Genomic DNA, 25,130 nt, shown 5'->3' with positions numbered 1-25,130 from the left:
AGCCCAAATCCCCACAGTCACGTTCCGTTCCCCTAGCCGTGCGCGTGTGGCGCTGTTAGGTTGAGCGCTGTCGCCGCGCTTGCGGCCGCTCAGATCGCACATTCTTGGGGAGGCCCGTCATGCGCCGCAGCATGTCACTCGTTGTTACTGCGTTCGCCGCAATGCTGGCGCTATCCGGTTGCTCCGCGCTGGACAGCTATTTTGGCTCCGACGTTGACGTCAGCGAACTCGAACTCACCGTCGGCGAATGCGTGGTGGACGAGGGCCTCACCTCGGACACCCTCACCGAAGTAGGTGCCCTGCCCGTCGTGGACTGCGCCGAGCCACACCATGCCGAGGTCTACTACGCCGAAACGTTGAGCGTTGAGGAGTACCCGGACACCGTTGCCACCACCACGGAAGAGTCCTGCCTGGCGGAGTTCGAAGGCTACGTGGGAGCTGCCTACGAAGACTCCCGGTACTACGTGTCCGTGATCTACCCCTCCGAGTACACCTGGGGCGAAGGCGATCGCCAGGTGGCGTGCTTGGTGACCGGCGACACTGACGAAGAGCTCACGGGATCTGTGCGGGGCTCAGGCGAATAGTTCCTACCGCTAGACTTCGTGCCATGGCCACGATCGTTGTTCACGTCATGCCCAAGCCCGAAATCCTTGACCCCCAGGGCAAGGCTGTCGGCAACGCGCTTCCGCGCCTGGGATTCGAAGGTTTCGCTGGTGTACGCCAGGGCAAGCGCTTCGAACTCACGGTCGACGGTGAAGTGACCGAGGAACTGCTCGCTCAGGCTCGCGAAGCCGCTGAGACGATGCTGTCCAACCCGGTCATTGAAGACGTGGTGGCTGTGGAGGTTGTGAACTCATGACACGCATCGGCGTCGTCACCTTCCCCGGCACTCTTGACGACCGCGATGCTGCACGCGCTGTGCGCCTTGCTGGTGCGGAGGCCGTGAACCTGTTCCACGCAGACCACGACCTGCAGAACGTTGACGCCGTGGTGCTGCCCGGTGGCTTCTCCTACGGCGACTACCTGCGGGCCGGAGCAATCTCCCGCTTCTCGCCTATCATGGAGCAGGTCGTGGACGCCGCGAATGGCGGGATGCCCGTGCTGGGTATCTGCAACGGTTTCCAGGTGTTGACTGAGGTCCACTTGCTGCCCGGCTCCATGATCAAGAACGACCACCTGCACTTCATCTGCCGTGACCAGGTGTTGCGTGTAGAGAACAACGACACCGCGTGGACTAATGCCTACGAGTCGGGTGAAGACATCACTATCCCGCTCAAGAACCAAGACGGTCAGTACGTGGCAGATGAGCGCACGCTGGACCAGCTCGAGGCCGAGGGCCGGGTGGCGTTCCGCTACGTCGACGTGAACCCCAACGGTTCGCGCCGCAACATCGCGGGCATCACGAACGAGCGGGGCAACGTCGTAGGCCTCATGCCGCACCCCGAGCACGCAGTCGAGGCCGGCTTTGGCCCGGACTCGCGCGAGGCTGGACGTGGCGGTACCGATGGTCTGGGCTTCTTTACCTCGGCCATCAACGCGCTGCTCGCCACGGCCTAGCAACCCCTCCCGCCTCCCCTTCCCCGTCCCACCCCCGCCTCCCCTTCCCCGCGAAGTGGCTCCATTTCGCTGTTTTAGCGCTCCATAACAGGCATTTCTTTCCACTCGGGAAGTTGGAGTCCCCGGTTCACTCTCTTGGAGACAGATGACACCAGCTGATGCGGTGGCGGAGTATTGGGGCCGATGCCGGGGTTCCGTCGCGGGACTACCTGCGGCCGTTCCCGAGGCTTGGGCTTTTGGTGCGACGCAAGAACACGCGGACGAGTTGCTCGCCCTCGTGACCCAGGGGATCAAGACCGGCACAGCATCGGCCCTCTGGGACCACGAGGCCACCGGAGAGCCACTGCCGCAGCCCGGCGATCTCAGCATCATCCTGGACGGCCGCGGCATGCCCCGCGCCGTCATCGAGACCACTCACGTGCAGGTTGTGCCCTTCGACCAGGTTGATGCGGAGCACGCCGCGGCCGAAGGCGAAGGCGACCGCACGCTGACCGCCTGGCAAGACATCCATGAACGCTTTTGGCGCGAGCATTCCGAGAACCCGCGCGGCTACGAGCCCGACATGCCCGTGGTGTGCGAGCGGTTCCGGTTGGTGTATGCGGAGGACGCGGACCGCTAGCGGTCGTGCCCGCGCCACGGGCCCTCACCACCCTGCGCGTGCGGCGCGCTGGACGTAGCATCGAAGCCCCGGCCACGTGAGGAGGCGTGATGCGTGCTGTCACCTACTCGATGGGGATGTCGCTCGACGGTTACATCTACGGGCCCGACGGGACATTTGACTGGTCGGTGCCGGAGCCCGCGCTGTTTCGCTCGAGGATCGACGAGATACGTGGCGTTGGCGTGCACCTGCTGGGCCGCAATCTGTACGAGACCATGCGCTACTGGGATGACCCCGCCAACACTGCCCAGTTCGATGACGCGGAACGAGAATGGGCGGACCTGTGGAATCCACTTCCTAAGGTGGTGTTCTCACGCACGCTGACCCAGGTTGACCCGAGTGCGCGGCTCGCAACGGGCACGCTCGCGGAGGAGATCTCAGCCCTGCGTGCCGCGCCCGGCGATGGTGACATTGCGATTGGCGGCGGCGAGCTTGCGCGCCAGGCTGCGCGGGAGGGACTCATCGACGAGTACTGGATTCGCACATTTCCGGTGCTTGTGGGAGGCGGCTCAACGTTCTTCGCGCATGACGAGCGGCACGTTGACCTCGAACTCGTGAGTACCCGTGCTTTCGAATCAGGGGTGGTGTTCTCGCGCTACCGGGTGCGGTGACCTTCGCCCGGGATACCGCGGATACCGGGGATACCGGGGAGGGCCGATGCTGGGGTTGCGCGGGAATGTGGCGCGACACGGAGTGGCAAGTTTTCGCTGTTATGCGTGGTCATAACAGCGAGATGGAGCCATTTCGCGGAGGGGCGGGCGATGAGAGGGGGCGGGTGACGAGAGGGGCGGGTGTCTAGGTGCTCGGGCTCTTACGGGCCCGTGTGGTGTGGTGCCAGGCGGTTTCTTAGTTCCACGAGGGCATCGAACGTCGTGCGGTTGAAGTCCGCCCCGAGTTGGTTGGGGATCGTGACCAGTGCCGTGTCGGCGCTCATGACGGCCTCGTCGTCGCGCAGTTCCGCTTCGATCTTGTCGATGCCGCCCACGTATGTCTTGCCGAACGTGGCAATGAAGTTATCGATCTTGCCTACCTGGTCCTGGTTGGCGCCCATGCGGTCGCGCTCCAGGGTGGGGCCAAAGAACGTGCGCGTGGCGTCGTCGATGATGGGCATGATGGACCGCGAGACAGAGACACGCGGGTTGCCGCTGTGTCCTGCTGTGGCCCAGGCGTCTCGGTAGGCCTGGATTTGGCGTTGCTGGATCACGCCAAGAGGCTCCCCGGAGCCACCTTCGACCAGGGTGGATGACATCAGATGCATTCCTAGTGAGCCAACTCGCTTAGCGCTCTCTTCGCCACCGGCGCCGTACCAAATCCGGTCCTGAAGCCCAGGGGATTGCGGCTGGATAGGCAACTTCTGTCCCGCACGTACGTGAGCGTTTGCCCCTGGCGTCGCGATCCCCATGCCGGAAATCGCCTCGCGGAAGCGCGCGATCCTTTCTGCAGCATCCTGCGCTGGAGTGCTGCCCACTGGGAGCGGGTAGCCAAACTCGCCCGGTCCATCGGCCGCCGGCTCGGGTGATCCACGGCTCACGCCCAGCTGGAGCCGGCCTCCCGCAATCAGGTCCGCCGTGGCGGCCGCTTCCGCCATGTAGAGCGGGTTCTCGTACCGCATGTTGATCACGCCAGTGCCCAGTTCCACGCGGGTCGTGCGCGCTCCCATTGCTGCAAGCAGCGGGAACGGCGAGGAGGTGTTCTGCTCAAAGTGGTGAATGCGGATCCACGCACCGTCCATGCCAGCGTCTTCTGCGCCTTCCGCGAGTGCGATGGTGTCGTGCATCAGGTCGCTCGCTGTGCGCACCTGCGAACCCGGCGCGCCAGAGAACCAGCCAAAGGAAAGGAAGCCGATGTTGAGCATGGCTAGGCAAACGCTAGGTAGCGGGGGAAGATTCCTCTGAAGGTGCGTCTGATGGTGCCGTAGCCCGGTAGGCACGGATGTACATCTGCACCCACTGAATGAAGACCAGCGCCATCAACGCAATGGCGAGTGGTGGCATGAGTTGATCCGTCCATGCGGGCGGGCTTTCGAGGTTGACGAACTGCACCACCAGCACGCCAAAGAGGAGCCCCGCCAAGGGAACAGCAGGCCACCATGTCCACCGTGGCGGCCGTTCCCGCAGCCAGAACTGCCCCTGTGCGCGCTTGTGTCGATCCCAATCCATGGTTCCCCCTGTCCGCCACCCCCGCAGCATTCCTCACTCTAGATGGCGATAGGCCAGGATGGAAGGCATGAGTGAGGCTGAACTCCAGGCAGACCCAAGGACGGGGCGCCGTGCGCCAGAGCAGCTCGACGAGTTTCAGTTAGCGGAATCGCGGCCCGACTATCGCGTTGACATTGAACGGATTCGTTTCTCTCCGTACTTTTCGCGGCTGTCCGCCGTGACCCAGGTGATTTCCCAGTCCGGTGCGGGGCTTGCGGTTCATAATCGGCTCACGCACTCCGTGAAGGTTGCGGCGGTGGCGCGTGCGATTGCGATGCACCTGCATCGAGACACTGGCGCCACGGGTCGTCTGGTGCAGGACTTGGGCGGATGCGATCCGGTGGTGGTGCAGGCTGCGGCCAGCGCGCACGATGTGGGCCACCCTCCCTTCGGACACCTGGGAGAACGCGCACTCGACCGCCTGGCCCGCGACCGGTTTCGGCTGCGGGAGGGTTTTGAGGGCAACGCGCAAACGTTCCGCATCCTGACGCGCCTCGACGAGCACGACACCGCCGGTGTGGGCCTCAACCTGACTCGGGCGGTGCGGGCCGCCGTGTTGAAGTATCCGTGGCTGCGTGGTGAGGGTGGGGAGCGGCGTGGCGCCACCAGCCACAAGTTCTCCATGTACGTGGTGGATCTGGACGATGCTCAGGACGCGTTGAGCGCTTACCCCAAGATTGCGCCAGGGCAGCAAACGCTCGAATGCTCGGTCATGGACATCGCCGATGACATCGCCTACTCGCTGCACGACCTGGACGACTTCTACCGGGCGGGCCTGCTGAACCAGGCCACGATCGCGGGAGAGTTCCGTGAATGGCGCCGTGACCTTGCCGAGCTGCGCGCCCTCGATGTGGCGACGCTCGCGGACACCAGTCGCTCCCCGGGGCATTCGCTGGAGTTGCTGTGGCGGCGACTGTCAGAACGTGACCCGTGGATTGCGGACGCGGACGCGTTCGATGCTGCGGTCGCGCGCGTGACTGAAGAAGTCGTCGAGGGTCTACTCACCGTGCCATTTGACGGCTCCCTAGCCGCGGACCGCTCCCTCGCACGCTTCACCACGGACTGGATCCGCCACTTGCAGTCCTCCGTGGAGGTCCACCGTGACCCCGCGCACAGGTCCGGCCACGTGTCCCTCAACCGGACTGCCTGGCATGAAGTGGCAGTGTTGAAGTTCCTCCACGAGCGTTTCATCCTGGACCGTCCTGATTTGGCGGTCTACCAGCGTGGACAGGCCAGTCTCATTGAGCGTCTAGTGAACGGCTTCGCGGATTGGCTCGATGATCCGCATGACGCCCGCCGCGCCCCGCGCAGGCTCCTTGACCTGGTGGACATGGCCACGGAGGATTACATGCGGCTCCTCCACGATGAACCTCACCTGCTGCCCACCGTGGACGAGACAGAGATCCGTCGCCGCGCCGCCGGCCGCGGCATCATCGACTACGTCGCGGCACTCACGGACGCTCAAGCTTCCAGCCTGGACGCGATGCTCGCCGGGCGTACCGAACGGCTGTGGGACGCCGGTCAGGGACTGTAACCGCGCATCGGCCCTCGCCACGGTCACGGATACTGGAGAGGTGAACCGCCCCGCCAAGCCAGCGCCGCCACCCATCCTGCTCGAGCGCCTCGACCACGCCAACGACCAGGTGCGAGCCTTATGGCGTGACCAGGAGCGGGACCTGGGACGGCGTTACGGCGACCCCGGCCTCACCCTCGAAGCCGATTTCCCCACCGGAATCGGCGTGTGGGTTGCACGCACCAGCGACGGGCGCGCTGTTGGGGCGATCGCTGCCCGCTGGTCCACGCGAGACGAACTCCAGCCCGGCGACCTGGAACTCAAACGCCTGTGGGTATCCCCAGACGCCCGCGGCCTAGGCGCTGCCAAAGCACTCATGCGGGCCGGCGCCGCCGCAGCCATCCAGGCCGGCGCCACCCGCATCGTCCTCGAGACAGGCCACCAACAACCCGAAGCGATCGGCCTGTACCAACTCCTGGGCTACCACCGCATCGACAACTACGGCGACTGGGCCCACGACCCCGAAACCGTGTGCATGGCCCGCGACCTTCCCACCCGCGTGCTCGTCATCAACGGCACCATGGGCGCCGGAAAAACCACGACCGCCGCAGCCATCCACGACATCCTCACCGAACGCGGCGCCCGTGCCGCCTACATCGACGCCGACTCCCTGTGCCAAGCCACCCACGCCCCCGCCGACGACCCCTACCACCAGGGCCTCCTGTTCGACGCCCTCACTGGTGCGGCCTCCGCCTTCCGCAAGCGTGGCATCGGCCTGATGGTGGTGCCACGGGTTGTGGAAGACGCAGGTGACCGCGACCGCTATGCCCGGGCCTTTGCTACGGCCGATGCCGGCCCGGCTGACGTGTCGATTGTGCGAGTGACCGCGGCGCAAGAGGAGCGCTTTGCCCGGCTCGACGCGCGCGAGCCAGAAGGCTACTGGCAAGAGTTCGCGCGTCACCGCACCGTGGAGCTGGAGGCGTCGCTCAACGCGCTTGCGCTCGATGACGCCGTGGTGTCGACCGACATCCGTGACCGCCTTGACGTGGCCGCTCGTGTGCTGGACGCGGCCGGCTGGTGACGGCTCGCCAAGAATCGACGGCCAGGGGCTGTGGCAGCGCGAAACTCCGCCGTGTATCTACGGCGAGGGCCAGTCCGCCCAGTTTTCTCGCCAAGTGGCTCCATTTGGTTGTTATAGCTAGCTAAAACAGCTAAATGGAGCCATTTGGTGTGGTGCGGTTCATGATCAGCAGGTCGATGCCCGCCGCGATCGCGACGCAGATCGCCAAAGGCCACGACAACGCAGTGTCGTGCATCAGGTAGGACGCCAGGGCGCCCAAGCCAAACATGCCCAGGTACCCGCCCACGCGCAGGCCGGTCGTCAGTGAAGGAGTAGCGGGTGGAGGAAGGGCCGATGCCGGGGCCGCGTTGTCAGCGGGTGCGGGTGCGTCGGGCGTGGGGTCCGGCGGGGTGATGGTGGAGTCGCTCATGACGGTGGAGTTCTGTGAGATCAGGAGGGTGGACGTGCCATCGTCGCTTTCACCATAGCGGCACCACCCGGCAAACAGGCGAACGCCGGCATTCCCAGTGTCGAAACCGCCCGCCGGAACCTTATAGGACGCTGTAACGTTGCCAGGGAGACCAGTACTAGTCGCAGCGGCGCTCGCCCACGCCGCCACCCGGGAGGAGAACTCACCATGCGCATCGGAGAACTCGCAGAACAAGCCGGCGTCACGGCAAAAACCGTGAGGTACTACGAATCCATTGGTCTCATCCCCGACCCCGGTCGCACAGCATCGGGCTACCGCGAATACGACCAAGGCTCCCTGGAGCGCCTGACATTTGTCCGCGACGCCCAAGCTGCAGGGCTCACGCTCAAAGAGTCGCGCCACATACTCGACATGAAGTCGGAGGGCCAAACCACGTGCGAGCACACTCGTTCGCTCCTGGACAAGCACCTGACGGACATCGACATCCAGATCGCCTCGCTCAAAGCTGCCCGCAAGGAACTTGTGGCGTTGCGGGACCGTGCCACCGTGCTCGACCCCGACGCCTGCAACGACCCTCACAGTTGCCAAGTTGTCGCAGGTCACGGCCAGCATTGAGCCAATTCTGACTGCCTGAACCGGACCGGTCCGCGCGCTCCAGTAGGGTGGCCACAGCCATTGCCGCGCGGGGACTATCGTCCCGTTGCCAGCGGCTTTGCCGACACTACAGTCATGAGTCGACGTCCATGCTGACCTGGGAGGGTAGCTCGGACCCGACAGCGAGAGGCAGGACGCATGAGAATCGCGATCCCCAAGGAGACCGCACCAGGCTCTACCTTGGTCGCAGCAACTCCCAAAACAGTCGATGCCCTAGTCAAACTGGGGTACGACGTTGTCGTAGAAGCCGGGGCGGGTGAAGCCGCGAACATTCGTGACGAGGCGTACCTGGTCGCCGGCGCAGCCGTCACCGACACCGAGAGTGCGTGGGGCGCAGACATCGTCGCGACGTACAGCGCGCCCACGGAAGAGCAGCGCGCACTCCTGAAGTCCGGTGCAGTTCTGATCTGCACGCTCGCGCCTCACAGCAGCGAAGCCCTCATCGCAGACCTCGCCCAGCGCGGCGTGACAGCCCTTGCGCTTGACGCCGTGCCGCGCATCTCCCGCGCGCAGGCCCTGGACGTGCTGTCCACGATGTCGAACGTGTCGGGCTACCGTGCCGTCATCGAAGCGGCCGAGGCATACGGCGCGATGTTCGCCGGCCAGGTCACGGCGGCAGGGAAGACTGACCCCGCGACTGTTTTCGTTATTGGCGCAGGCGTGGCTGGTTTGGCGTCGCTCGGTGCGGCCGTGTCGCTTGGTGCGCAGGTGCGGTCCTTCGACGTCCGCCCTGAGGTCGCCGAGCAGATCGAGTCCATGGGCGCTCGCTTTGTTCACGCGCCCGCCGCGCAGCAAGAGGTCTCCGCAGACGGCTACGCCAAGCCGCTGACCCAGGAACAGCTGGCCGCAGCCCTTGACGTTTACGCAGACGAATCCAGCCGCGCAGACATCGTCATCACCACCGCACTCGTGCGCGGTTCCGCACCCACCACGATCACCGCGGAAATGGTTCAGGCCATGAAACCCGGATCGGTGATCGTCGACCTCGCCGCTTCCGGTGGCGGCAACTGCGAACTCACCGTTCCCGGGCAGAAAATCGTGACCGACAACGGCGTCACGATCATCGGCTACACCGACTTGCCCAGCCGCATGCCGCAGCACACCTCACAGTTGCTGGGCACCAACATCGTCAACCTGATGAAGCTGTTGACGCCCGCCAAGGACGGCGAAGCGGTTCTCGACATGGAGGACCCGGTCCAGCGCGGCATGACCGTGTCGCTGGGCGGCGACGTGATGTGGCCGCCGCCCGCAGTCTCCGTCTCCGCCGTGAAAGCCGATGCCGAAGCGGACGAACGTTCGCCAGAAGAGTTGGCAGCGGAACGGGAAGCCGCGGCGCAGGCCCAAGCCGACGCCGCAGCGGCCCGCAAGAAGCGCAACCAGTGGACTCTGGGGATCGCAGGCGGTGCGCTCGCGATCGCGTTGTCCTTCGCGGACCCGGTGTTCCTCGCAGCGATGACGGTGTTCGTCCTCGCAGTGGTGATCGGCTACTACGTGATCTCCAACGTGAGCCACTCGCTGCACACCCCGCTCATGAGCCAGACCAACGCCATCAGCGGCATCATCCTCATCGGCGCACTGCTGCAGTTGGGGTCTGACAACCTTGCGGTTTCGATCTTGGCCTTCGTGGCCGCGGCCGTGGCCTCCATCAACGTGTTCGGTGGATTCCTGGTGACCTACCGCATGCTCGGCATGTTCCAGAAGGGGGCGTAACTGCCATGACACTGGTTTCCGTTGCCCAGGTCTCCTACCTGGTGGCCGCCATCCTGTTCATCCTGTCGCTCGCGGGCCTGTCCAAGCAGACCACCGCACGCCGCGGCAACCTGCTGGGTATGGCCGGAATGGCGATCGCGATCCTCGCGACCGTCGCACTGGCACTCAACACCTCCGAACGCCCGTGGGGCGTCACCCTGATGCTCATCCTGTGCGTGCTGTTGATCGGCGCCGCCGTCGGCATGCACCGTGCCCGCACGGTGGAGATGACGCAGATGCCCGAACTCATTGCCCTCCTGCACTCCTTCGTGGGTCTGGCCGCAGTGCTGATCGGCTACAACTCGTACCTCACTGAGGGGCACGACGCCATGCACCTGGTCGAGGTGTTCCTGGGCGTCCTCATTGGTGCGGTGACCTTCACCGGCTCGATCGTCGCCTACCTGAAGCTCTCCGCACGGATGCCCTCCAAGCCGCTGACCCTTCCCGGACGTCACGCCCTCAACGCAGGCGCGCTCGTCGCATCGGCTGGCCTGCTGGTGTGGTTCCTTGCCGCACCGTCGCTGTGGCCACTGCTGCTGATGACAGTGATCGCGTTGGCGTTGGGCTACCACCTGGTCGCGGCCATTGGTGGCGGTGACATGCCTGTGGTCGTGTCGATGCTGAACTCGTACTCGGGCTGGGCTGCCGCAGCAGCGGGCTTCATGCTCGGTAACGACCTGCTGATCGTGACCGGTGCGCTGGTGGGTTCCTCCGGTGCGATCTTGTCCTACATCATGTGCAAGGCCATGAACCGCAAGTTCCTGGCCGTGATCCTGGGCGGCTTCGGAGGCGAGACCTCGTCCTCCAGTGCCGGCGTCGACGGTACTCACCAGGAGATCAATGCGGCTGCCACGGCGGAGGCGCTCCAGCGTGCCCGCTCCGTGGTGATCGCACCCGGATACGGCATGGCTGTCGCGAAGGCGCAGTACCCGGTCGCCGACCTGGTGTCGCGTTTGCGCGACCAGGGCGTCCAGGTCCGTTTCGCCGTTCACCCTGTCGCCGGGCGTCTTCCGGGCCACATGAACGTGCTGCTCGCGGAAGCGAAAGTTCCCTACGACGTGGTCCTTGAACTCGATGAGATCAACGACGACTTCGCGGAGACTGACGTGGTGCTCGTGATCGGCGCGAACGACACCGTCAACCCTGCCGCGCTGGACGACCCCGGCTCACCCATTGCCGGCATGCCGGTCCTGGAAGTGTGGAACGCCGCGCAGGTGGTGGTGTTCAAGCGTTCGATGGCGACTGGTTACGCAGGCGTGCAGAACCCACTGTTCTTCAAGGAGAACACGTCAATGCTGTTCGGAGACGCCAAGGAACAGGTCGAGGCCATCCTTGCGGCAATGACGGCTCGCGTCTGACGCTGTTGAGCTGACTCTCTTACCCAACTCGCGGTGAGAGCGATCAGGTTTCATGGTTCTTAGGGGGACTGTGAGACCTGATTCGCTCCGCCGCGAGTTGCGTCGTTTCACAGGTCGCGCGACGGCGGCGACGATCCGGCAGAACCCCGCTTGACCTTCCAGCGTGATGGAAGGTTTACGGTGGTCTCAGTGTTGAACAACAGCACGGCGTTGCACGCCAACGCCCAGACTTCACGGAGGTATCACCATGGCTCAGGAACAGATCGTCACCGTCAACGTCAGCGGCATGACCTGCGGAGGTTGCGCCGGCAAGGTGAAGGCCGCACTTGAGTCAACGGACGGCATCGAAGTTGCGACGGTTGACCACACCACCGGCCGTGTCGATGTCACGCCCGACGGCACCGTGCCCGTCAGCGACCTCGAGTTCTCGATCGACGAGGCCGTGAGCTCGACCGGATACACGGTGGCCTCATGAGCGACACCGCCACCGGCGCCGCGCCGCAGGCGCAGCCAGAGAAAGTCTCACTCGCCGTCGACGGCATGACCTGCTCGTCCTGCGCGGCCACCATTCAAGGTGGCCTCCAGAAGCTCCCCGGTGTCGAGGATGCGGTCGTGAACTACGCGACTCGCCGCGCTACCGTGCGCGGCGACGGCACCCTCGATGCCGCAGAACTTGATGCCGCGATGCGCGCCACCATCGAAGGCTTTGGGTATGCGGTCCTCACCAAGCCCCGCACCACTTCCGCTGGCGCTGCCGGACACGATGCGGGTGTCCCCGGCGCCAGCGGGGCCGCAGATCATGGCGACCACAGCTCCGCAGATCACGGCGACCACGGTGACGACGGCGGCCATGAAGGTCACGATGGGGACGAGCACGCCGCGCACATGCGCGCGGATGCCAGCCGCATCGCGGACTACAAGAAGCGCTTCCTCTTGGCCGCGGTTCTCACGGTTCCGCTCACGCTGATCTCCATGGTTCCGGCTTGGCAGTTCGCTGGCTGGGAATGGGTGGTGGGAGTGCTCGCGACTCCGGTGATTTGGTGGTCTGCGTGGCCATTCCACCGCTCCACCCTCATGAGCGCACGCTACCGGACCACGAACATGGACACCTTGGTGACCATGGGCACCGTGGCGGCCTGGCTGTGGTCCACGGTCGTGGTTCTCGCACACGCGGTGGACGCTATGCCCGGCGGTCACGTCTACTACGAGACTGGCGCGGTCATCGTCACGCTGATTCTGCTCGGCAAGTGGCTGGAGACCCGTTCGACGGCGCGTGCGGGTGATGCGATTCGTGCGTTGAGTAGCCGGCAGAGCGCTACGGCACGGCTGGAAGACGGCACCGTTATTGCGCGCGACCAGCTCGAGGTGGGGATGCGCTTTGTGGTGCGTCCCGGCGAGACGATCGCGACTGACGGCACCATCGTTGAAGGTGGCGCGTCGGTTGATGCTTCGATGGTGACGGGTGAGTCGGTGCCGGTCCGCATGGACGAAGGGGCCGAGGTGGTGGGAGGCACCATCGCCACCGACGGTTCCATGACGGTTGAGGCCACCAAGGTGGGCTCAGAAACGATGCTGTCGCAGATTGCGCGCATGGTGGAGGAGGCGCAGTCGGGCCGTGCACGTGTGCAGCGCCTCGCGGACCGCATCTCCCGCATCTTTGTGCCGATCGTGATTGCGATCTCGCTGCTCACTTTGGTGGTGTGGCTGGCGGTGACGGGCGATGCGAATGCGGCGTTCACTGCTGCGGTTGCCGTGCTGATCATTAGCTGCCCGTGCGCGTTGGGGTTGGCGACTCCGCTGGCCATCATGGTGGGTACGGGCCGTGGCGCGCAGTTGGGTGTGCTGGTCCGTGGGCCGGAAGCGTTGGAGGACACTCGCGACGTCAGCACCATTGTGTTGGACAAGACTGGAACTGTCACTGAGGGCAAGATGACCGTGGTGACGGCGCATGCGCCCGCGATTGAGGCGGCGCAGGGGGCTGATGCTGTGGCGGCTTTCCTTGACGCGGTGGCGTCCGTGGAGGCTCGCTCGGAGCATCCGATTGCCCAGGCTGTTGCGCAGTCGCGTGAAGGCCGGGCCAAGGTGAAGGGCTTCCGTAACATTGCCGGACACGGCGTGGTGGCCACTGTTCAGAATGCTGGCCGGGACGGTGCGCACGCTGATGTCATGGTGGGTTCACGCCGGATGTTCGACGAGGTCCCGCAGGCCTTGGAAGACCTGGCGGTGCAGGCCGAGTCCCTTGGGCAGACCGCCATCTTCGCTGGCCGTGTTCCTCCGGTGAGTGGTGACGGCGCCATGTTGGCGACGCGCGCCACGGCGGTGGCGGAGGCGGTCATTGCGGTTGCCGACACGGTGAAGCCCACGTCTGCGGAAGCGATCCGTGCTTTCCGTGACCTGGGTCTTGACGTGGTGCTACTGACCGGTGACAACGAGCGGGCTGCGCGCGCCGTCGCTGACGAGGTGGGCATTGACCGGGTGATCGCTGAGGTGCTGCCTGGCGATAAGGCCGACGTGATCACGTCGCTTCAGGCCGAGGGCGCTCGTGTGGCGATGGTGGGAGACGGCGTGAATGATGCTCCTGCGCTTGCGCAGGCGGACTTGGGGCTTGCGGTGGGGACCGGTACGGATGTGGCGCGCGAGGCGTCTGACCTCACGATCGTCTCTGGAGACCTGCGTGCTGCGGCCGATGCCATTGCACTGTCGCGACGGACGCTGGGCACTATCCGCGGCAACCTGTTCTGGGCTTTTGCGTACAACACGGCGGCGATCCCGTTGGCGGCGTTGGGCATCTTGAACCCCATGATTGCTGCGGCCGCGATGGGTGGTTCGAGCCTGTTCGTGGTGGGCAACTCGCTGCGGTTGCGTAGCTTCGCTGGGTACCGTTCACGCGCGTGATGCGTCCCTGACATGGAGCGGTCCTCGCTTGCCGACGGTTGACGTTGGCAAGCGAGGACCGCTCTGTTGCTTTGTGGAGGAATCGCCTAGTAGGCGGCACCTCTGCATTTCTCCTGGGCTGACAGGTCGAGTCCCTGGAGAACTGGCAGGATGTCTGCCCACGTGGCGCCCTCGGGGAGGTCATGGCCTAGGCCTCGTAGGCAGTCGGCGGTTGCCTGATTGCGGATCTCGTCGGACCGGGCTCGTTCGTCCGCGAGGGACGGTTGGATTTGGTACAGGTAGTTCACCCAGAAGAACTCGCGGATGTCGCAGCCGTCGAGCACCCGGTCAACCACCTCGGGGTCGTGTGAGTCGATGCCAATCTCGTATCCGGGGCGGATGTAGTTGCCGGGGGTCGACACGGTCGAACTGGCGCCCTTCGCCTCCGGCGTCGACGACGCAGTCCACTGTCCGTTGCGTCGCGGCCTTGGTGAGTTCGTAGCTGACGTTCTCGGTGGCTTGGATTTCTTCGATGTCGGCGATCTGCTCAGCGGAGGCTTGGGCGTCGATCGCTTCTTGGAGGGCTTGCTCCACTTCTTGGGCAAACGGCGGATCGGCAGGTGTGGGCGCCGTCGTTGAGGTCTCTGGTGAGGTGCAGCCTGCGATCACCACAGCGAGTGCCGTGGTGATCGCAGCGAGCACGGAGGTGCGCATTAGTCCCGCTTTGCTAGCCGACGCCGGCCGTGCGGCAGGTGAGTGACTGGTCGGTGGGCAGAGAGGCGATTTCCGTGGCAACTTCATCCCAGGTGGCATCGCTAGGGACCGTGATGCCGAACTGCTCCAGACAATCGATGCGCTCCTGAAGCCGGATGGCGTCGAAAGCGTCGTGGAGATGCTGGAAGTCTGGTTGAAGTTGGTAGAGCTTGTTCACCCAGAAGGCCTCTTGCAGGTCGCAGGCTTCCCACGCGCTAGCGATCTCGGGCTCGTCGCCGCCGTCTGCGTAGAAGGCGGGAATAGCGAACCCTGCGGGGCTCTCATAGTCTGCGTAGGTGCTGTCGAGGCCCACGTTCTGGGCGCATTCGACACCACGCATTGCCGCGTCCTTGGCCTGTTCATAGGTGACGAGCCCCGTCGCGGCAATCGTCTGCAAGGTAGCGATCTGGGCGTCCGATGCTTGGGCGGATTGTGCCTCTGCGATGGCCTGTTCGACTTGGGCTGAGTACGGGTCCGCACTGGTTGTTGGAGGTGCCGGGTCGCTTGCGGTGCATCCCGCAACGACGGCCACGGCCGCGGCGAGGACCGGAGTCCTGAGCCACAGCAGTGACCGTCTGGAAGGGATGGTGGTGTGGGTGTTCAGTGCTGTGCCCGGTGGCTCGTGATGCCGGCTGCGGGGCCGGGTGTGATGACTGCGCTGTAGGCGTGCCATACCCAGCTCGAGGGTGACACGCCGTTGTTGGTGGCGATCTTTGCTTGAACGCCGACGGATCCGGTGCAGCTCGAGGGGTACTCGTCTGCGAATGCGACGTAGTAGCGATGGCCGGTTGCGAGTTTGCATCCGTCAACGGTGACGAAGTTCTCGCCGGACATCCACGACGTGGTCGCGGCGGATGCTGGTGAGGCTGCCGCCACGATGAGGGCGCCTACGAGCGCTGCTGTGGTGACGGTCTTTTTTGCTGTGGTGCCGAGTGGCATGGGCTTCCCCCTGGTGAATGTGGGGGCGTGTCTAGTGAGATCCCCCTGGTGGGAGTCATGCAACCAGAATCCTGACCTGCGGTCAATCATCTTCCCGACAATGGGAATGACGGACCTGGCAGGCCTACGTGTAGCCGCCCACTTCAAAGCACGGCGCGGTGTTGCTGTCGAGATTCTCTAACGCAATCTTGAAGACCTCGTCGCCGTCAGCATCGGCTGGAACCTCGAGGCCCTTGTCTTCCACGCACGCAATGAACTCCGGCAGTTGTGCGGCACGGTGGGCGTCCACCTGTGCGACCACGGTGGGTTGAGTTTGGTACAGCATGTTGACCCACATCGACTCTTGGTCAATGCACCGGTCGGCGACCTGATCGTTGCCCTCGGCGTCGGTTGTGCCGCTGCCGATCCCAAAGCCCGGCAACGGCACACCGGGCGCGAGGGTGCTCTCTGAGTAGTTCCCGTACCCGCCGGCTTCGAGCACGCAGTCCACGGTGGCGACCGCGGCAACCTTGGCTTGCTCGTACGTCACGATGAGGGTGTCAGCGATCTCTTCGAGGGTGGCGATCTGTTCTGGTGAAGCGTTCGCGTCCCGAGCCTCCGCGAGGGCCACATCGATCTCCCCAGCAAAAATGCTCTCCGCCTCATTCGCAGGCTGGGGGCTGCTCTGGCATGCCGCACTCGCCGCAACAACAAGAACTGTTGCGGCGAGTCCGGCTACCCGAGGTGCGATGTTCACCAAGGGCTCTAGTGCTTCACTCGGTGGTGTGCCATCTGGCGCGCATGACTCGATGATGCGACCGCCTGAGTGTCGCCATACTTCCACTCGGTGACGCGCAGCTGCCCGCCACTGCCGTAGCGCCCCTGGGCATAGACATATCCTGAGCAGTCCTCGAGTTCACGAGCACCGGCAAGGCGTGAGTCGTTGGACGAAAAGACGTAGCAGCCGTCGACCGTGTGGTAGCGATACCCGCTGCTCCAGGTCGAGATCTGCAGTGCGCTGGCAGGAACTGCCGTCGCGACAACGAGCGCGCCCACGCAGGCGCCAATGATGGTGGTGCGTTTCATGAGGTTCCCCCTCGTAGTTGGCCTGATATTGCCCCTTGCAGTGCCATCTACGCCCAACCTACACGACTCTACGACTTGTCACCTTTACGTCGTTTACGCGGTATGCGCGCCAACGCAGTATCCCGGGCACTGCGCGCCACCTTGCGCAGCCCCTCCGTCTCAATCCGGCTCTTGGTGTCCGCTGCCCACCGCTGCACCACGCGGGAACTTTGAGGGGCATCGGCCCGCGGCAAACCCGGACCGTAGGGCGACCCGAGCGCATCGCTGTACACCACTCCCAGCTCGTCCTGGAGGGCGCGCACATCCTCAGACAGTTCGATAGTCCGGGGCGACCCCCAGCCGTCCTCATGGGTGGCGGTGAGGAGGCTCAGTTGGGCGCCCTGCAGGAACGTCAGCGCGCGCACGGCAGGGCGTCCCGCCACGCGCTTGGCGTCGCGACGCACCTCACGGCGTGCACGGCGACTCGCGAGGAGTCGGAAGTGGGCGGGGCTGACGAGTTCGTCTGGCACCACTTGGGCGGCCAGGCCCGCGAACGTGCGACGTTCACGCAAGTGAGCCCACCGCAGCACGATCAGGAACATCAGCAAGACGGGGATGCCCTTGATCACGGAACTCACCCAGGGGCTAGCGTTCACCAGCGGCGTGTTGAAGAACCCATGAACAGCAATCGCTAGCCCCAGCGTGCCCAGCAGCACTGCCCACCTGCGCCATACGGAAGCCGATGCGTTGAAGAAGTAGCCCACGCCGGCGCCAGAGATCGCGGAGAACGTGGGGTGGTTCCACAGTCCGCCCACCACACCACGCAGCAACACCATCGCAAACACGGTGCCCGCGGTGCCATCCGCGCTAATCACTGCGGTGTAGAGGAAGCTTTCGGACACTTGGAATCCCAGGCCTACGACTGCGCCATAGAACAGGCCATCCGCCGTCGACCGCAGCCGTGCCCCCGGAATGAGAGCAAGCGCGACGATGCCGAGCCACTTCAGCGGTTCCTCCACCAACGGCGCCGCGAACGACGACACCCACGCGTCGTTGAGAGGCAGCGTGGCCGTGACAAGATCGTGCATCGCTGGCGCAGCGATCGCCGCAAGGCCCGGCGCCGCAAAGGCGCCCCACGCGAGAGCGCCCAGCACGGTGACAGGTGAACGGCGTTCGAACAACTCCATTCGGTACAGAATCACCATGAACACAAAGCCGTACAGCAGCCAAGCGATGCCCGACAGCACTCCCGTAGCGGGGTGAGCGTGGAGCCGCGACAACACCAGCGGCATCCAGGTCAGCAACCCCAACAGCGTGACAGCCCCACCAGCCCAAAACACCAATGACCTGGTATCCACAAAGGACGATGTGCGAGGCAGGCTACGCCTGATGGTCGCCAACGCGACGGTCGCCACCGGGGGTTCAGTCGACGTCATGGCTGCGGCTCCTCAAACACCGCCGACCGCAGCATGTCCTCAATACCTCGTTGAAGGGACGTCCACGTTTGCGCTGCAGCATCGGTCGTGAGGGTCGCGTACACATCCTCGTTTGCGAGGACACACACCGCCTGAATCGTGTTCACAGTGGAGCCAGTGACACAGAGCGCATAATCGCCGGCATCGGTCTCCACCTCGATGGTGTCGGACACCACCCACCCCGTCTCCTCGTCTGCCAGGAGTTCCGTCGCAAAACCATCAATCAGCGAAGCAGGGGAGGCCCCCACCTCAAATGGCCGCGGTGCGGTGATCCCCAGCGTGGCGCCCGCATTCGTGAGTTCCACGGCCGGCGACTCAGGCGTGGCGGTGTCCTCATCGATGGTCCAGTTGTCGGCAAGCGTGATGGTGAGAGTCTCGGATCCAGGCGTGCCCACCGTGAGAAGCCGGACATCCGCCCCCACCGGCGCCTCGTCCCTTTGGACGAACGTCGCCAACGCCGGAATCGCCACCACAAACAGCGCCGCGACCCCAATAATGAACAGCGCCCCAGGAAGGGTGGACCGGCCAATGAGCCGGAGCGACAACGGCAGCCGAGGATCGGCGCTGCCCCGTGGCGCCCGCGAGTTCATGACGCGACGCTAACACCGCGACAGCGGCGGCCGCCGGTGACTCTCCGCAGGCCAGCGCTACCGCTGCCAGCCGCGCACCACAGCACCCAACGCATCATCAAATCCCGGGCCAGGGTCAGCCGCCAACGGAGGCAGCGACGGACCCAACTCAAGCGACACCATTCCATGAACCAACGCCCACAGGGCCACCGCAATCTGCGCCGCCGAAACATCGGCCCGCAGGACCCCCGCCGCCTGGCCCCGCTCCACCTGAGCAAAGACCGGGCCGAACGCCTGCTGAGACCTCGACGCAGCATCGGCTGGTAGTTCGCCTGCCCTGACCACGCCGCCAAAAATCACCTGGTAGCCGTGAGGGTCTTGTAGCGCGGCCGCCCGGTATGCGCGCCCCAACTGCATGATGACGTCTATGGGGGAGCCTTCCGTGGGAACACGTTCCAGGCTCGCCGCAAAGTGGTCGACCGCCCGCGAGTACAGGGCAGCCAACACGCCGTCGCGGTTGCCATACAGCGTGTACACAGCCGCAGTGGTGGTCTCCGCGGCCGCTGCCAAGCCCCTCACCGACAGTGCATCCGCACCTCCAGAGGACACAATCGACGCAGCCTCATCCAACAGCCGAGACTTGACCGCATCGTCGTACTTGACTGGCCTACCCATGCAGAACATCGTATCCACACGGCGTTAGGTAACTGTGTTAGACGGCGTCGAGCGCGCCTTCTAGATCACGACGCAAGTCCTCCACGTCTTCCAGGCCGATCGACAAGCGCACCGTGGTTTCGTAGATGCCGACCTCTGCGCGGCCCTCAGGAGTGAGTTTGTTGTGAGTCGTGGTCGCCGGATGCGTGGAGATCGACTTGGCGTCGCCCAAGTTGTTCGACGGCGTGAACAACTTCAAGGCGTTCATGAAACGGAACGCCGCAGCCTGAGCCTCCGCTCCCGCCGGGTCAGTACCGTCACCCACCGCCAGGTTCAACGTCACCAACGTGCCGCCCAACGTCATCTGTTTCACGGCCCGCTCATGCTGCGGGTGTGACGGCAGCAGCGGGTAACGCACAGACTCAACACCCGGGTGTTGCTCAAGCCACGCCGCCAAGTTCATGGCGTTCGCAGCCTGGTGACGCACCCGCACCGCCAAAGTCTCCAGACCCTTACCCAACACCCACGCATTAAACGGAGAGATCGTGGCACCCATGTTGCGGACCATCAGCTTCACCGGGCCATCAATGTACTCAGCGGAGCCCAAAATCGCTCCACCCAGAACCCGGCCCTGGCCGTCAATGTGCTTGGTCGCGGAGTACACGACAGCATCGGCCCCCAGCTGCAGCGGCTTCTGACCCAACGGCGTCGCAAACACGTTGTCCACAATGAGGAGCGCGCCCGCGGCCTTCGACAATGACGCCACGAACGGAATATCCACGATGTCCTGCATGGGGTTCGTGGGGGACTCGATGAACACGGCCTTTGCGGGAGTGGCGAGGGCACGCTCCCAATCCGCGTTGTCCGTCGCATCCACGTAGTCAATCTGGATGCCCCACTTCTCAAAGAAGTTGGTGAACGTCTGCAGTGTGGAGCCAAACAGGGCCTTCGCTGCAACCAGGCGGTCGCCCGCCGCCAGGATCGAACCCAACGACACAAACACGGCACTCATGCCGGTGGACGTTGCGAACGCACGCTCCGCACCCTCGATCGCGGCAAGGCGCTCCTCAAACATCGTGACCGTGGGGTTGGCGTACCGCGAATACATGTAGATGTCGATGTCGCCCGCGAACGCATCACGTGCCTGCTCGGCGTTGTCGTAGGCGTAACCCTGCGTCAGGAACATGCCCTCCGACATCTCGTTCGCCTCAGACCGGTGGATACCGGAGTGCAGGGCAAGAGTGTCAGTACTGAGGTTCTTGGGCAGTTCCGTCATGGGGTTCAGACTAGCGCGCCGCTAGTCCACCACTACGGCGTCCCCCAGCACAGATAACGTCACCTGGTCACCCACGACCGGAACCTCACGCGCATGAACCCTTGATAGGTAGGTCGTGCCATCGCCCGCCACAAGCTCGACGAGGGCATCGTGCCCTCCGAACCGCACCCGCGTCACCGTTGCCGGCAGCACTCCGCCCATCACACCATCGGGATGCACCACGACTTGTTCCGGCCGGATCACCACGCGGACGTCACCTGTCACAGGTTGTTCGAGCGCAATGGACCCCAGCGGGGTTGTGACGGAGCCATCGTGCGCGGCGCCCGTCAGGAACACCGCTTCGCCAAGGAACGATGCCGCCCACGCCGACGCCGGATGGGCGTATACCGCGGCGGGTGCACCTTGCTGTTCCATGACACCGTCACGCATGATCGCGACCACGTCACCCGTGGTGAGGGCTTCTTCTTGGTCGTGCGTCACCATGATTCCGGTGATGCCGAACTCGTGCAGCAAGTCCCGCACCACGTCCCGCAGCCCTAGCCGCAAGGGTGGGTCGAGCGCAGCGAACGGTTCGTCGAGCAGCAGTAGCCGAGGCCGTGCGGCAAGCGTGCGTGCCAGTGCCACACGTTGGGCCTGCCCGCCGGACAACTGATCCGGGTAGCGGTCGTGGAGGCCCTCCAAACCGGTGGCTTCCATCAGCACATCGATGGACTCTTGACGTGCCGAGCGGTCTTTGCGTTTGGTGCGACCGAAGGCACCTTCGTGACCGAACGCGATGTTCTCGCCCACGGTCAGTTGGGGCAACAGTGTGGCCTCTTGGGGAACCCAGCCGATGCGGCGACGCCGGGTGGGCACATGGACGTCCGGACCGTCCACGGTCATCGCGCCTACGGTGATGGTGCCGGAATCCGGGGTGCGGAGGCCGGCGATAGCGCGCAGCAGGGTGGACTTGCCACAGCCCGACGGGCCGACAATGACGCCCAGGTCGCCGCTGGGGATGTCGAGGTCGACGCCCTTGAGGACGTGAGTGGTTCCGAGCGTGACCGACAGGTCGCGCACCTTCACGGGTGGTGCGGGGTCTTGAGCGTGACTGCCGGCCGCCGTGTGGTCGGGGGCCGATGCGGGGGTAGGGGCTGCGGTCATGGTGTGGGGGCTGCGGCCCTGGGGGTGCGGGGGGCAAGCGCGATCGCGGGGACCATAGCGATCACGAGGAGGGCAAGAGCGTAGGGCACTGCGGCACCGTACTCTGCGATCTCTGTCCGCGTCCACAAATCGATGGCGAGCGTGTTGGTGCCGGTGGGGCGCAACATGATGGTGGCGGGGAGTTCCTTCATGGCGATGACCGCTACGAGCAGCCCTGCCGTGATGGCGGCTGGGCGTGCCAGCCGTGCCGTGACTTTCCACCACACTGCGAGCGGGCGGTAGCCCAGGGTGGTTGCCACATTTTCGAGTTCCGCTGGCACGCGTTCCATGGCTGCACGGATGGTGCCGATGGCTTTGGGCATGAACATGATTCCGTATGCCACGACCAGGAGCACGGCGTTTTGGTAGATCGCGGGCACCGTGCGCAAAGAGAAGTACACCAAGCCCAGGCCCACCACGATGCCTGGCAGGGCCAGGGGGAGGGACGACACTCCTTCGATGAGGGTCGCGAGACGGCCGCGATACTTCGCGGCCAGAGTGGCGACTGGAATAGCGAGCATCACTGCGACCACTGCGCCCGCCACGGACACCGTCAACGTGGTGACGGCCGACTCTGTGAGACGTCCCAGGTCCGTTTCGCGCACGCTTTGCGCTTGAAGGAGACGGACCACCAGCGCGAAGACGGGAACGCCGATCGCCAGGACCGGGCCCAGCGAGATCGCTCCCATGGCCAGGAGGCGCTTTGCTGGGGACGATGCTGGGGTGCCGGGTGCCGTGCGAGTCACGGTGAAGTGGTGGCGGGAGCGGACTCGCCGTTCGCTCCACAGCACTACTAGTGCGAGCAGCACCAGCATGGCTGCGAGCACCGCTGCGTAGTAGCGGTCAAAGCTGGCGCCGTATGCCTGATGGATGGCGGTTGAGAGTACGGGGTAGCGGAACAGTGAGACTCCGCCAAAGTCCGCGATGACGTAGAGGAAGACCAGCAAGGTGCCGGCGAATGCTGCTGAGCGGATCGAGGGCCACGTCACTGCGGTGAAGACTCGCCAACGGCTGTGCCCCAGGGAGTAGGCGAGTTCTGCGTGCGCGGCTCCGTGTTGGCGTAGGGAGGCCGCGACGGGAAGCGTGACGTAGGGGGTGGTGGTCGCAGTCAACACCAACCAGGCGGGCCAGAAACCGTGAATGGTGGGGAAGGTCGCGAGCCAGCCGAACGCTGCCAAGTACGAGGGCACCGCGAGTGGCAGGGCGGTGAGCGCGGCGAACACTCGAGGTGCAGGAAGGCGGACACGTGTCAACGCGACCGCCACCGCAATGCCCGACACCAGTGACGCCACCGCCACACTGGCGCCCAACGTGGTGGTGTTGCGCACGAGCATCGGCACTCGCGGACGTTCCCACACGGCCGCAATCCCGTCGAGCCCAGCGGCGCCCGTCCTGGCCACGACATAGATCAGGGGGATCGCAGCGAGCAACGCCGCGACCCCCGCCACCGCTACAAGCGGTGCCGGGGGTCGCGAAGCTGCGCGGACGGACACTAGATCAGACCGTAGGCCGCCAACAGTTCCTGAGTAGCGTCAAGGCTCTCCAGGTCGGACAGGTCAAGGTTGGGGTTCACCAGTTCGTCGAGTGCCGGGAGGCCCTCGGGAGCGTCAACGCCTTCCACCAGCGGGTACTCATACGTGGCATCCACGAAGTACTGCTGACCCGCCTCCGACACCAGGTACTCGATGAGAGCCACAGCGTCAGCGTCATCTGCCGCAGTCTGCAGCAATGCCGCACCCGTGACGTTCACGATGCCGCCTGCATCGCCCGGGAGGAACGCGAGTTGTGCGCGCATGTTCTCTTCGCCCACCTCGGCTGCCGCGCGGTACCAGTAGTAGTGGTTGATCAGCGCGAGCTCAGCGGCGCCGGTGTTCACCAACTCCAGGGCCGCGCTGTTCTTCTCCGTGAACTGCGGGTTGTTCGCGGCGATGCCCTCAACCCAAGCATCGGCCGCTTCTTCGCCCTCAAGGACGCGCAGTGCGGTGATGAAGGACTGGAAGCTTGCGTTACCGGGAGGGAATGCGATCTTGCCGTCCCACATGGGGTCGGTCAGTTCGTCAACCGAGGTGGGAACGGCGTCCGCGTCCAGAACGTCGGAGTCGTACGCGATGACGCGAGCACGGCCCGTGACGCCAACCCAGGTGTCGTCCGTGGAGGTGAATCCCGCGGGGACGGTCGAGGTGATGGCGTCGGGGAGGGTAGCCGACATGCCCTGAGAGGTCAGAGCGCCCAGGGCTCCGGCGTCCTGAGAGAGGAACACGTCTGCTGGGGTGGCGTCGCCCTCTTCCGTCAGGAGCGCTGCGATCTCGCCGGTGCTTCCGTAACGCACCTCGACCTCGATGCCGGTCTCTGCTGTGAACTGTTCGACGAGCGGGCCTACGAGTTCTTCGTCGCGTCCGGAGTACAGCACCACCGCGTTGTCGGACACCGTGGCGTCAGCGGTTGCTGCGGCGGTGGCGGAGTCGGTGGACTCAGTGCCGGAGGTGGTCTCGGACTCGGCGGTCGAGCAGCCTGCGGCAGCGAGGACAGACAGTCCAGCAATGCCAACGATCATGCGACGCATGGGGATCCTTTCGCGAGTGTCACGGGCGTGACAGTTAAATGCGCAAGGGAACTGTAACGAAAATAACTCCGCTTACCAAGTCTCGATTTCGACCCTGGCTGCCAGGAACGACCGGACACAGATGTCCGGAATGTGCCTGCTAGGGACGATGGTTATGGACGGCGTTCGTGAGCGAACTTCCACGCTGCCCCTGTGCGGAGTGCCTACCCCTGCTTCCAGGGCAGGCCCTCGGCCTTCCAGCCCTCGACGCCACGGTGGCCGTCGGCGTTCGGTGCACCTTCGAAGCCGTGCAGGATGTTGTACGACGGCCCGAACCCGGCTGCCGTGGCTGCTGTTGCGCCGTCAATGGAGCGCTGTCCGGAACGGCACAGGAACACCAGCGGTGCGCCCTCTGGGATGGAGGCAGCACGGAGCTGGTCCACGAAGTCGACGTTGCGGGACATCGCGGGATAGGACACCCACTCCACGAGGATGGGGTCGTAGCCCAGCGACGAGGTGTCGGGAATGCCCACCCATTGCCATTCGGCAGTGGTTCGCACGTCAACGAGGCGTGCGTCAGGGTTGCTGGTCAGCAACTCCCAAGCAGCGGTGGGAGTGATGTCGCCGGCATAGTCAGTCATGGTG

General features: G+C 64.8%; 30 protein-coding genes. 12 read left to right on the top strand and 18 right to left on the bottom strand.

Annotated features, from left to right (window positions below; translation table 11 throughout):
• Nucleotides 1-131: 131 nt before the first annotated feature.
• From ON058_RS00955 to ON058_RS00935, 5 genes are all read left to right on the top strand, one after another.
• A complete protein-coding gene (locus ON058_RS00955) occupies nucleotides 132-584 on the top strand; it encodes a septum formation family protein (RefSeq protein WP_274667157.1) in 453 nt (150 codons plus the stop codon).
• Between the two features lie 23 nt (nucleotides 585-607).
• The gene (gene purS, locus ON058_RS00950; RefSeq protein ID WP_274667156.1) at nucleotides 608-859 is read left to right on the top strand and encodes a phosphoribosylformylglycinamidine synthase subunit PurS; all 252 of its coding nucleotides are present in this window, start codon (nucleotides 608-610) and stop codon (nucleotides 857-859) included.
• Nucleotides 856-1,557 (top strand): phosphoribosylformylglycinamidine synthase subunit PurQ, encoded by a 702-nt coding sequence (purQ, locus tag ON058_RS00945; protein ID WP_274667155.1) that lies wholly within the window; start codon nucleotides 856-858, stop codon nucleotides 1,555-1,557. The genes purS and purQ overlap by 4 nt, the downstream gene beginning before the upstream one ends.
• Nucleotides 1,558-1,702: 145 nt before the next feature.
• On the top strand, nucleotides 1,703-2,176 hold the full coding sequence (locus tag ON058_RS00940; RefSeq protein WP_274667154.1) for an ASCH domain-containing protein: 474 nt from the start codon (nucleotides 1,703-1,705) through the stop codon (nucleotides 2,174-2,176).
• An 89-nt stretch (nucleotides 2,177-2,265) separates the two neighbouring features.
• Nucleotides 2,266-2,826: a dihydrofolate reductase family protein gene (locus ON058_RS00935; RefSeq protein WP_274667153.1), complete on the top strand. Its 561-nt coding sequence runs from the start codon at nucleotides 2,266-2,268 to the stop codon at nucleotides 2,824-2,826.
• Between the two features lie 200 nt (nucleotides 2,827-3,026).
• Here the strand turns inward: ON058_RS00935 and ON058_RS00930 are convergent, their stop codons facing one another.
• Nucleotides 3,027-4,070: an LLM class flavin-dependent oxidoreductase gene (locus ON058_RS00930; RefSeq protein ID WP_274667152.1), complete on the bottom strand. Its 1,044-nt coding sequence runs from the start codon at nucleotides 4,068-4,070 to the stop codon at nucleotides 3,027-3,029.
• 13 nt (nucleotides 4,071-4,083) lie between these two features.
• Entirely contained in the window at nucleotides 4,084-4,374 is a 291-nt protein-coding gene (locus ON058_RS00925; RefSeq protein ID WP_274667151.1) for a hypothetical protein, read from the bottom strand.
• 67 nt (nucleotides 4,375-4,441) lie between these two features.
• Here ON058_RS00925 and ON058_RS00920 point away from each other — a divergent pair, with 67 nt between their 5' ends.
• Together ON058_RS00920 and ON058_RS00915 are read left to right on the top strand one after the other, a co-directional pair.
• Nucleotides 4,442-5,947 (top strand): deoxyguanosinetriphosphate triphosphohydrolase family protein, encoded by a 1,506-nt coding sequence (locus ON058_RS00920; protein WP_274667150.1) that lies wholly within the window; start codon nucleotides 4,442-4,444, stop codon nucleotides 5,945-5,947.
• Nucleotides 5,948-5,987: 40 nt separating this feature from the next.
• On the top strand, nucleotides 5,988-7,007 hold the full coding sequence (locus tag ON058_RS00915) for a GNAT family N-acetyltransferase (protein ID WP_274667149.1): 1,020 nt from the start codon (nucleotides 5,988-5,990) through the stop codon (nucleotides 7,005-7,007).
• A gap of 130 nt (nucleotides 7,008-7,137) precedes the next feature.
• Here ON058_RS00915 and ON058_RS00910 read toward each other — a convergent pair whose 3' ends face one another.
• Nucleotides 7,138-7,416 carry a hypothetical protein gene (locus ON058_RS00910; protein WP_274667148.1) on the bottom strand — a complete coding sequence of 93 codons (279 nt, stop codon included), beginning with the start codon at nucleotides 7,414-7,416 and terminating at the stop codon, nucleotides 7,138-7,140.
• Between the two features lie 207 nt (nucleotides 7,417-7,623).
• Here ON058_RS00910 and ON058_RS00905 point away from each other — a divergent pair, with 207 nt between their 5' ends.
• The 5 genes from ON058_RS00905 (at nucleotide 7,624) to ON058_RS00885 (ending at nucleotide 14,072) form a co-directional block, all read left to right on the top strand.
• Nucleotides 7,624-8,031 (top strand): heavy metal-responsive transcriptional regulator, encoded by a 408-nt coding sequence (locus ON058_RS00905; RefSeq protein ID WP_274667147.1) that lies wholly within the window; start codon nucleotides 7,624-7,626, stop codon nucleotides 8,029-8,031.
• Between the two features lie 177 nt (nucleotides 8,032-8,208).
• Nucleotides 8,209-9,780 (top strand): Re/Si-specific NAD(P)(+) transhydrogenase subunit alpha, encoded by a 1,572-nt coding sequence (locus tag ON058_RS00900; RefSeq protein WP_274667146.1) that lies wholly within the window; start codon nucleotides 8,209-8,211, stop codon nucleotides 9,778-9,780.
• Between the two features lie 5 nt (nucleotides 9,781-9,785).
• Nucleotides 9,786-11,177: a Re/Si-specific NAD(P)(+) transhydrogenase subunit beta gene (pntB, locus tag ON058_RS00895; RefSeq protein WP_274667145.1), complete on the top strand. Its 1,392-nt coding sequence runs from the start codon at nucleotides 9,786-9,788 to the stop codon at nucleotides 11,175-11,177.
• Between the two features lie 247 nt (nucleotides 11,178-11,424).
• Nucleotides 11,425-11,652 carry a heavy metal-associated domain-containing protein gene (locus tag ON058_RS00890; RefSeq protein WP_274667144.1) on the top strand — a complete coding sequence of 76 codons (228 nt, stop codon included), beginning with the start codon at nucleotides 11,425-11,427 and terminating at the stop codon, nucleotides 11,650-11,652.
• Nucleotides 11,649-14,072, top strand: coding sequence for a cation-translocating P-type ATPase (locus ON058_RS00885; RefSeq protein ID WP_274667143.1), 2,424 nt, complete (start codon nucleotides 11,649-11,651; stop codon nucleotides 14,070-14,072). Before ON058_RS00890 ends, ON058_RS00885 begins: the two co-directional genes overlap by 4 nt.
• An 86-nt stretch (nucleotides 14,073-14,158) precedes the next feature.
• On the opposite strand, the gene ON058_RS00880 is transcribed toward ON058_RS00885, so the two are convergent.
• The 15 genes from ON058_RS00880 to ON058_RS00815 form a co-directional block, all read right to left on the bottom strand.
• A complete protein-coding gene (locus ON058_RS00880) occupies nucleotides 14,159-14,407 on the bottom strand; it encodes a hypothetical protein (protein ID WP_274667142.1) in 249 nt (82 codons plus the stop codon).
• On the bottom strand, nucleotides 14,400-14,765 hold the full coding sequence (locus ON058_RS00875) for a hypothetical protein (RefSeq protein WP_274667141.1): 366 nt from the start codon (nucleotides 14,763-14,765) through the stop codon (nucleotides 14,400-14,402). The genes ON058_RS00880 and ON058_RS00875 overlap by 8 nt, the downstream gene beginning before the upstream one ends.
• Nucleotides 14,766-14,778: 13 nt before the next feature.
• Nucleotides 14,779-15,336, bottom strand: coding sequence for a hypothetical protein (locus ON058_RS00870; RefSeq protein ID WP_274667140.1), 558 nt, complete (start codon nucleotides 15,334-15,336; stop codon nucleotides 14,779-14,781).
• Nucleotides 15,337-15,404: 68 nt separating this feature from the next.
• Nucleotides 15,405-15,743, bottom strand: coding sequence for a hypothetical protein (locus tag ON058_RS00865; protein ID WP_274667139.1), 339 nt, complete (start codon nucleotides 15,741-15,743; stop codon nucleotides 15,405-15,407).
• A gap of 124 nt (nucleotides 15,744-15,867) precedes the next feature.
• On the bottom strand, nucleotides 15,868-16,479 hold the full coding sequence (locus ON058_RS00860; protein WP_274667138.1) for a hypothetical protein: 612 nt from the start codon (nucleotides 16,477-16,479) through the stop codon (nucleotides 15,868-15,870).
• Between the two features lie 8 nt (nucleotides 16,480-16,487).
• Complete coding sequence (locus ON058_RS00855) at nucleotides 16,488-16,808, bottom strand: hypothetical protein (protein ID WP_274667137.1); 321 nt, start codon at nucleotides 16,806-16,808, stop codon at nucleotides 16,488-16,490.
• 68 nt (nucleotides 16,809-16,876) lie between these two features.
• Nucleotides 16,877-17,974: a PrsW family intramembrane metalloprotease gene (locus ON058_RS00850; protein WP_369334900.1), complete on the bottom strand. Its 1,098-nt coding sequence runs from the start codon at nucleotides 17,972-17,974 to the stop codon at nucleotides 16,877-16,879.
• Nucleotides 17,975-18,084: 110 nt separating this feature from the next.
• Nucleotides 18,085-18,213 (bottom strand): hypothetical protein, encoded by a 129-nt coding sequence (locus tag ON058_RS11125; RefSeq protein WP_369334899.1) that lies wholly within the window; start codon nucleotides 18,211-18,213, stop codon nucleotides 18,085-18,087.
• 6 nt (nucleotides 18,214-18,219) lie between these two features.
• Complete coding sequence (locus ON058_RS00845; RefSeq protein WP_274667135.1) at nucleotides 18,220-18,852, bottom strand: hypothetical protein; 633 nt, start codon at nucleotides 18,850-18,852, stop codon at nucleotides 18,220-18,222.
• A 57-nt stretch (nucleotides 18,853-18,909) separates the two neighbouring features.
• Nucleotides 18,910-19,506 carry a TetR-like C-terminal domain-containing protein gene (locus tag ON058_RS00840; protein ID WP_274667134.1) on the bottom strand — a complete coding sequence of 199 codons (597 nt, stop codon included), beginning with the start codon at nucleotides 19,504-19,506 and terminating at the stop codon, nucleotides 18,910-18,912.
• A 37-nt stretch (nucleotides 19,507-19,543) separates the two neighbouring features.
• Nucleotides 19,544-20,761, bottom strand: a complete 1,218-nt coding sequence (metZ, locus tag ON058_RS00835) for an O-succinylhomoserine sulfhydrylase (RefSeq protein WP_274667133.1) — start codon at nucleotides 20,759-20,761, stop codon at nucleotides 19,544-19,546.
• A 21-nt stretch (nucleotides 20,762-20,782) separates the two neighbouring features.
• The gene (locus tag ON058_RS00830) at nucleotides 20,783-21,904 is read right to left on the bottom strand and encodes an ABC transporter ATP-binding protein (RefSeq protein ID WP_274667132.1); all 1,122 of its coding nucleotides are present in this window, start codon (nucleotides 21,902-21,904) and stop codon (nucleotides 20,783-20,785) included.
• On the bottom strand, nucleotides 21,901-23,436 hold the full coding sequence (locus ON058_RS00825) for an iron ABC transporter permease (RefSeq protein WP_274667131.1): 1,536 nt from the start codon (nucleotides 23,434-23,436) through the stop codon (nucleotides 21,901-21,903). The genes ON058_RS00830 and ON058_RS00825 overlap by 4 nt, the downstream gene beginning before the upstream one ends.
• Entirely contained in the window at nucleotides 23,436-24,506 is a 1,071-nt protein-coding gene (locus tag ON058_RS00820; RefSeq protein ID WP_274667130.1) for an iron ABC transporter substrate-binding protein, read from the bottom strand. The genes ON058_RS00825 and ON058_RS00820 overlap by 1 nt, the downstream gene beginning before the upstream one ends.
• Before the next feature lie 203 nt (nucleotides 24,507-24,709).
• A complete protein-coding gene (locus ON058_RS00815; protein ID WP_274667129.1) occupies nucleotides 24,710-25,126 on the bottom strand; it encodes a rhodanese-like domain-containing protein in 417 nt (138 codons plus the stop codon).
• Between the last annotated feature and the right edge of the window lie 4 nt (nucleotides 25,127-25,130).

The sequence above is a fragment of the Demequina sp. B12 genome (assembly GCF_028823635.1).
In the GTDB taxonomy this organism is placed as follows: Bacteria; Actinomycetota; Actinomycetes; order Actinomycetales; family Demequinaceae; genus Demequina.
This window is presented reverse-complemented; position numbering and strand designations above follow the sequence as displayed.

Coding starts and splice junctions, on each gene's coding strand:
- ON058_RS00955 (WP_274667157.1), top strand. CDS start 132: ATGTCACTCGTTGTTACTGCGTTCGCCGCAATGCTGGCGCTATCCGGT.
- purS (WP_274667156.1), top strand. CDS start 608: ATGGCCACGATCGTTGTTCACGTCATGCCCAAGCCCGAAATCCTTGAC.
- purQ (WP_274667155.1), top strand. CDS start 856: ATGACACGCATCGGCGTCGTCACCTTCCCCGGCACTCTTGACGACCGC.
- ON058_RS00940 (WP_274667154.1), top strand. CDS start 1,703: ATGACACCAGCTGATGCGGTGGCGGAGTATTGGGGCCGATGCCGGGGT.
- ON058_RS00935 (WP_274667153.1), top strand. CDS start 2,266: ATGCGTGCTGTCACCTACTCGATGGGGATGTCGCTCGACGGTTACATC.
- ON058_RS00930 (WP_274667152.1), bottom strand. CDS start 4,070: ATGCTCAACATCGGCTTCCTTTCCTTTGGCTGGTTCTCTGGCGCGCCG.
- ON058_RS00925 (WP_274667151.1), bottom strand. CDS start 4,374: ATGGATTGGGATCGACACAAGCGCGCACAGGGGCAGTTCTGGCTGCGG.
- ON058_RS00920 (WP_274667150.1), top strand. CDS start 4,442: ATGAGTGAGGCTGAACTCCAGGCAGACCCAAGGACGGGGCGCCGTGCG.
- ON058_RS00910 (WP_274667148.1), bottom strand. CDS start 7,416: ATGAGCGACTCCACCATCACCCCGCCGGACCCCACGCCCGACGCACCC.
- ON058_RS00905 (WP_274667147.1), top strand. CDS start 7,624: ATGCGCATCGGAGAACTCGCAGAACAAGCCGGCGTCACGGCAAAAACC.
- ON058_RS00900 (WP_274667146.1), top strand. CDS start 8,209: ATGAGAATCGCGATCCCCAAGGAGACCGCACCAGGCTCTACCTTGGTC.
- pntB (WP_274667145.1), top strand. CDS start 9,786: ATGACACTGGTTTCCGTTGCCCAGGTCTCCTACCTGGTGGCCGCCATC.
- ON058_RS00890 (WP_274667144.1), top strand. CDS start 11,425: ATGGCTCAGGAACAGATCGTCACCGTCAACGTCAGCGGCATGACCTGC.
- ON058_RS00885 (WP_274667143.1), top strand. CDS start 11,649: ATGAGCGACACCGCCACCGGCGCCGCGCCGCAGGCGCAGCCAGAGAAA.
- ON058_RS00875 (WP_274667141.1), bottom strand. CDS start 14,765: ATGCGCACCTCCGTGCTCGCTGCGATCACCACGGCACTCGCTGTGGTG.
- ON058_RS00865 (WP_274667139.1), bottom strand. CDS start 15,743: ATGCCACTCGGCACCACAGCAAAAAAGACCGTCACCACAGCAGCGCTC.
- ON058_RS00855 (WP_274667137.1), bottom strand. CDS start 16,808: ATGAAACGCACCACCATCATTGGCGCCTGCGTGGGCGCGCTCGTTGTC.
- ON058_RS00850 (WP_369334900.1), bottom strand. CDS start 17,974: ATGGAGTTGTTCGAACGCCGTTCACCTGTCACCGTGCTGGGCGCTCTC.
- ON058_RS00845 (WP_274667135.1), bottom strand. CDS start 18,852: ATGAACTCGCGGGCGCCACGGGGCAGCGCCGATCCTCGGCTGCCGTTG.
- ON058_RS00840 (WP_274667134.1), bottom strand. CDS start 19,506: ATGGGTAGGCCAGTCAAGTACGACGATGCGGTCAAGTCTCGGCTGTTG.
- metZ (WP_274667133.1), bottom strand. CDS start 20,761: ATGACGGAACTGCCCAAGAACCTCAGTACTGACACTCTTGCCCTGCAC.
- ON058_RS00830 (WP_274667132.1), bottom strand. CDS start 21,904: ATGACCGCAGCCCCTACCCCCGCATCGGCCCCCGACCACACGGCGGCC.
- ON058_RS00820 (WP_274667130.1), bottom strand. CDS start 24,506: ATGCGTCGCATGATCGTTGGCATTGCTGGACTGTCTGTCCTCGCTGCC.
- ON058_RS00815 (WP_274667129.1), bottom strand. CDS start 25,126: ATGACTGACTATGCCGGCGACATCACTCCCACCGCTGCTTGGGAGTTG.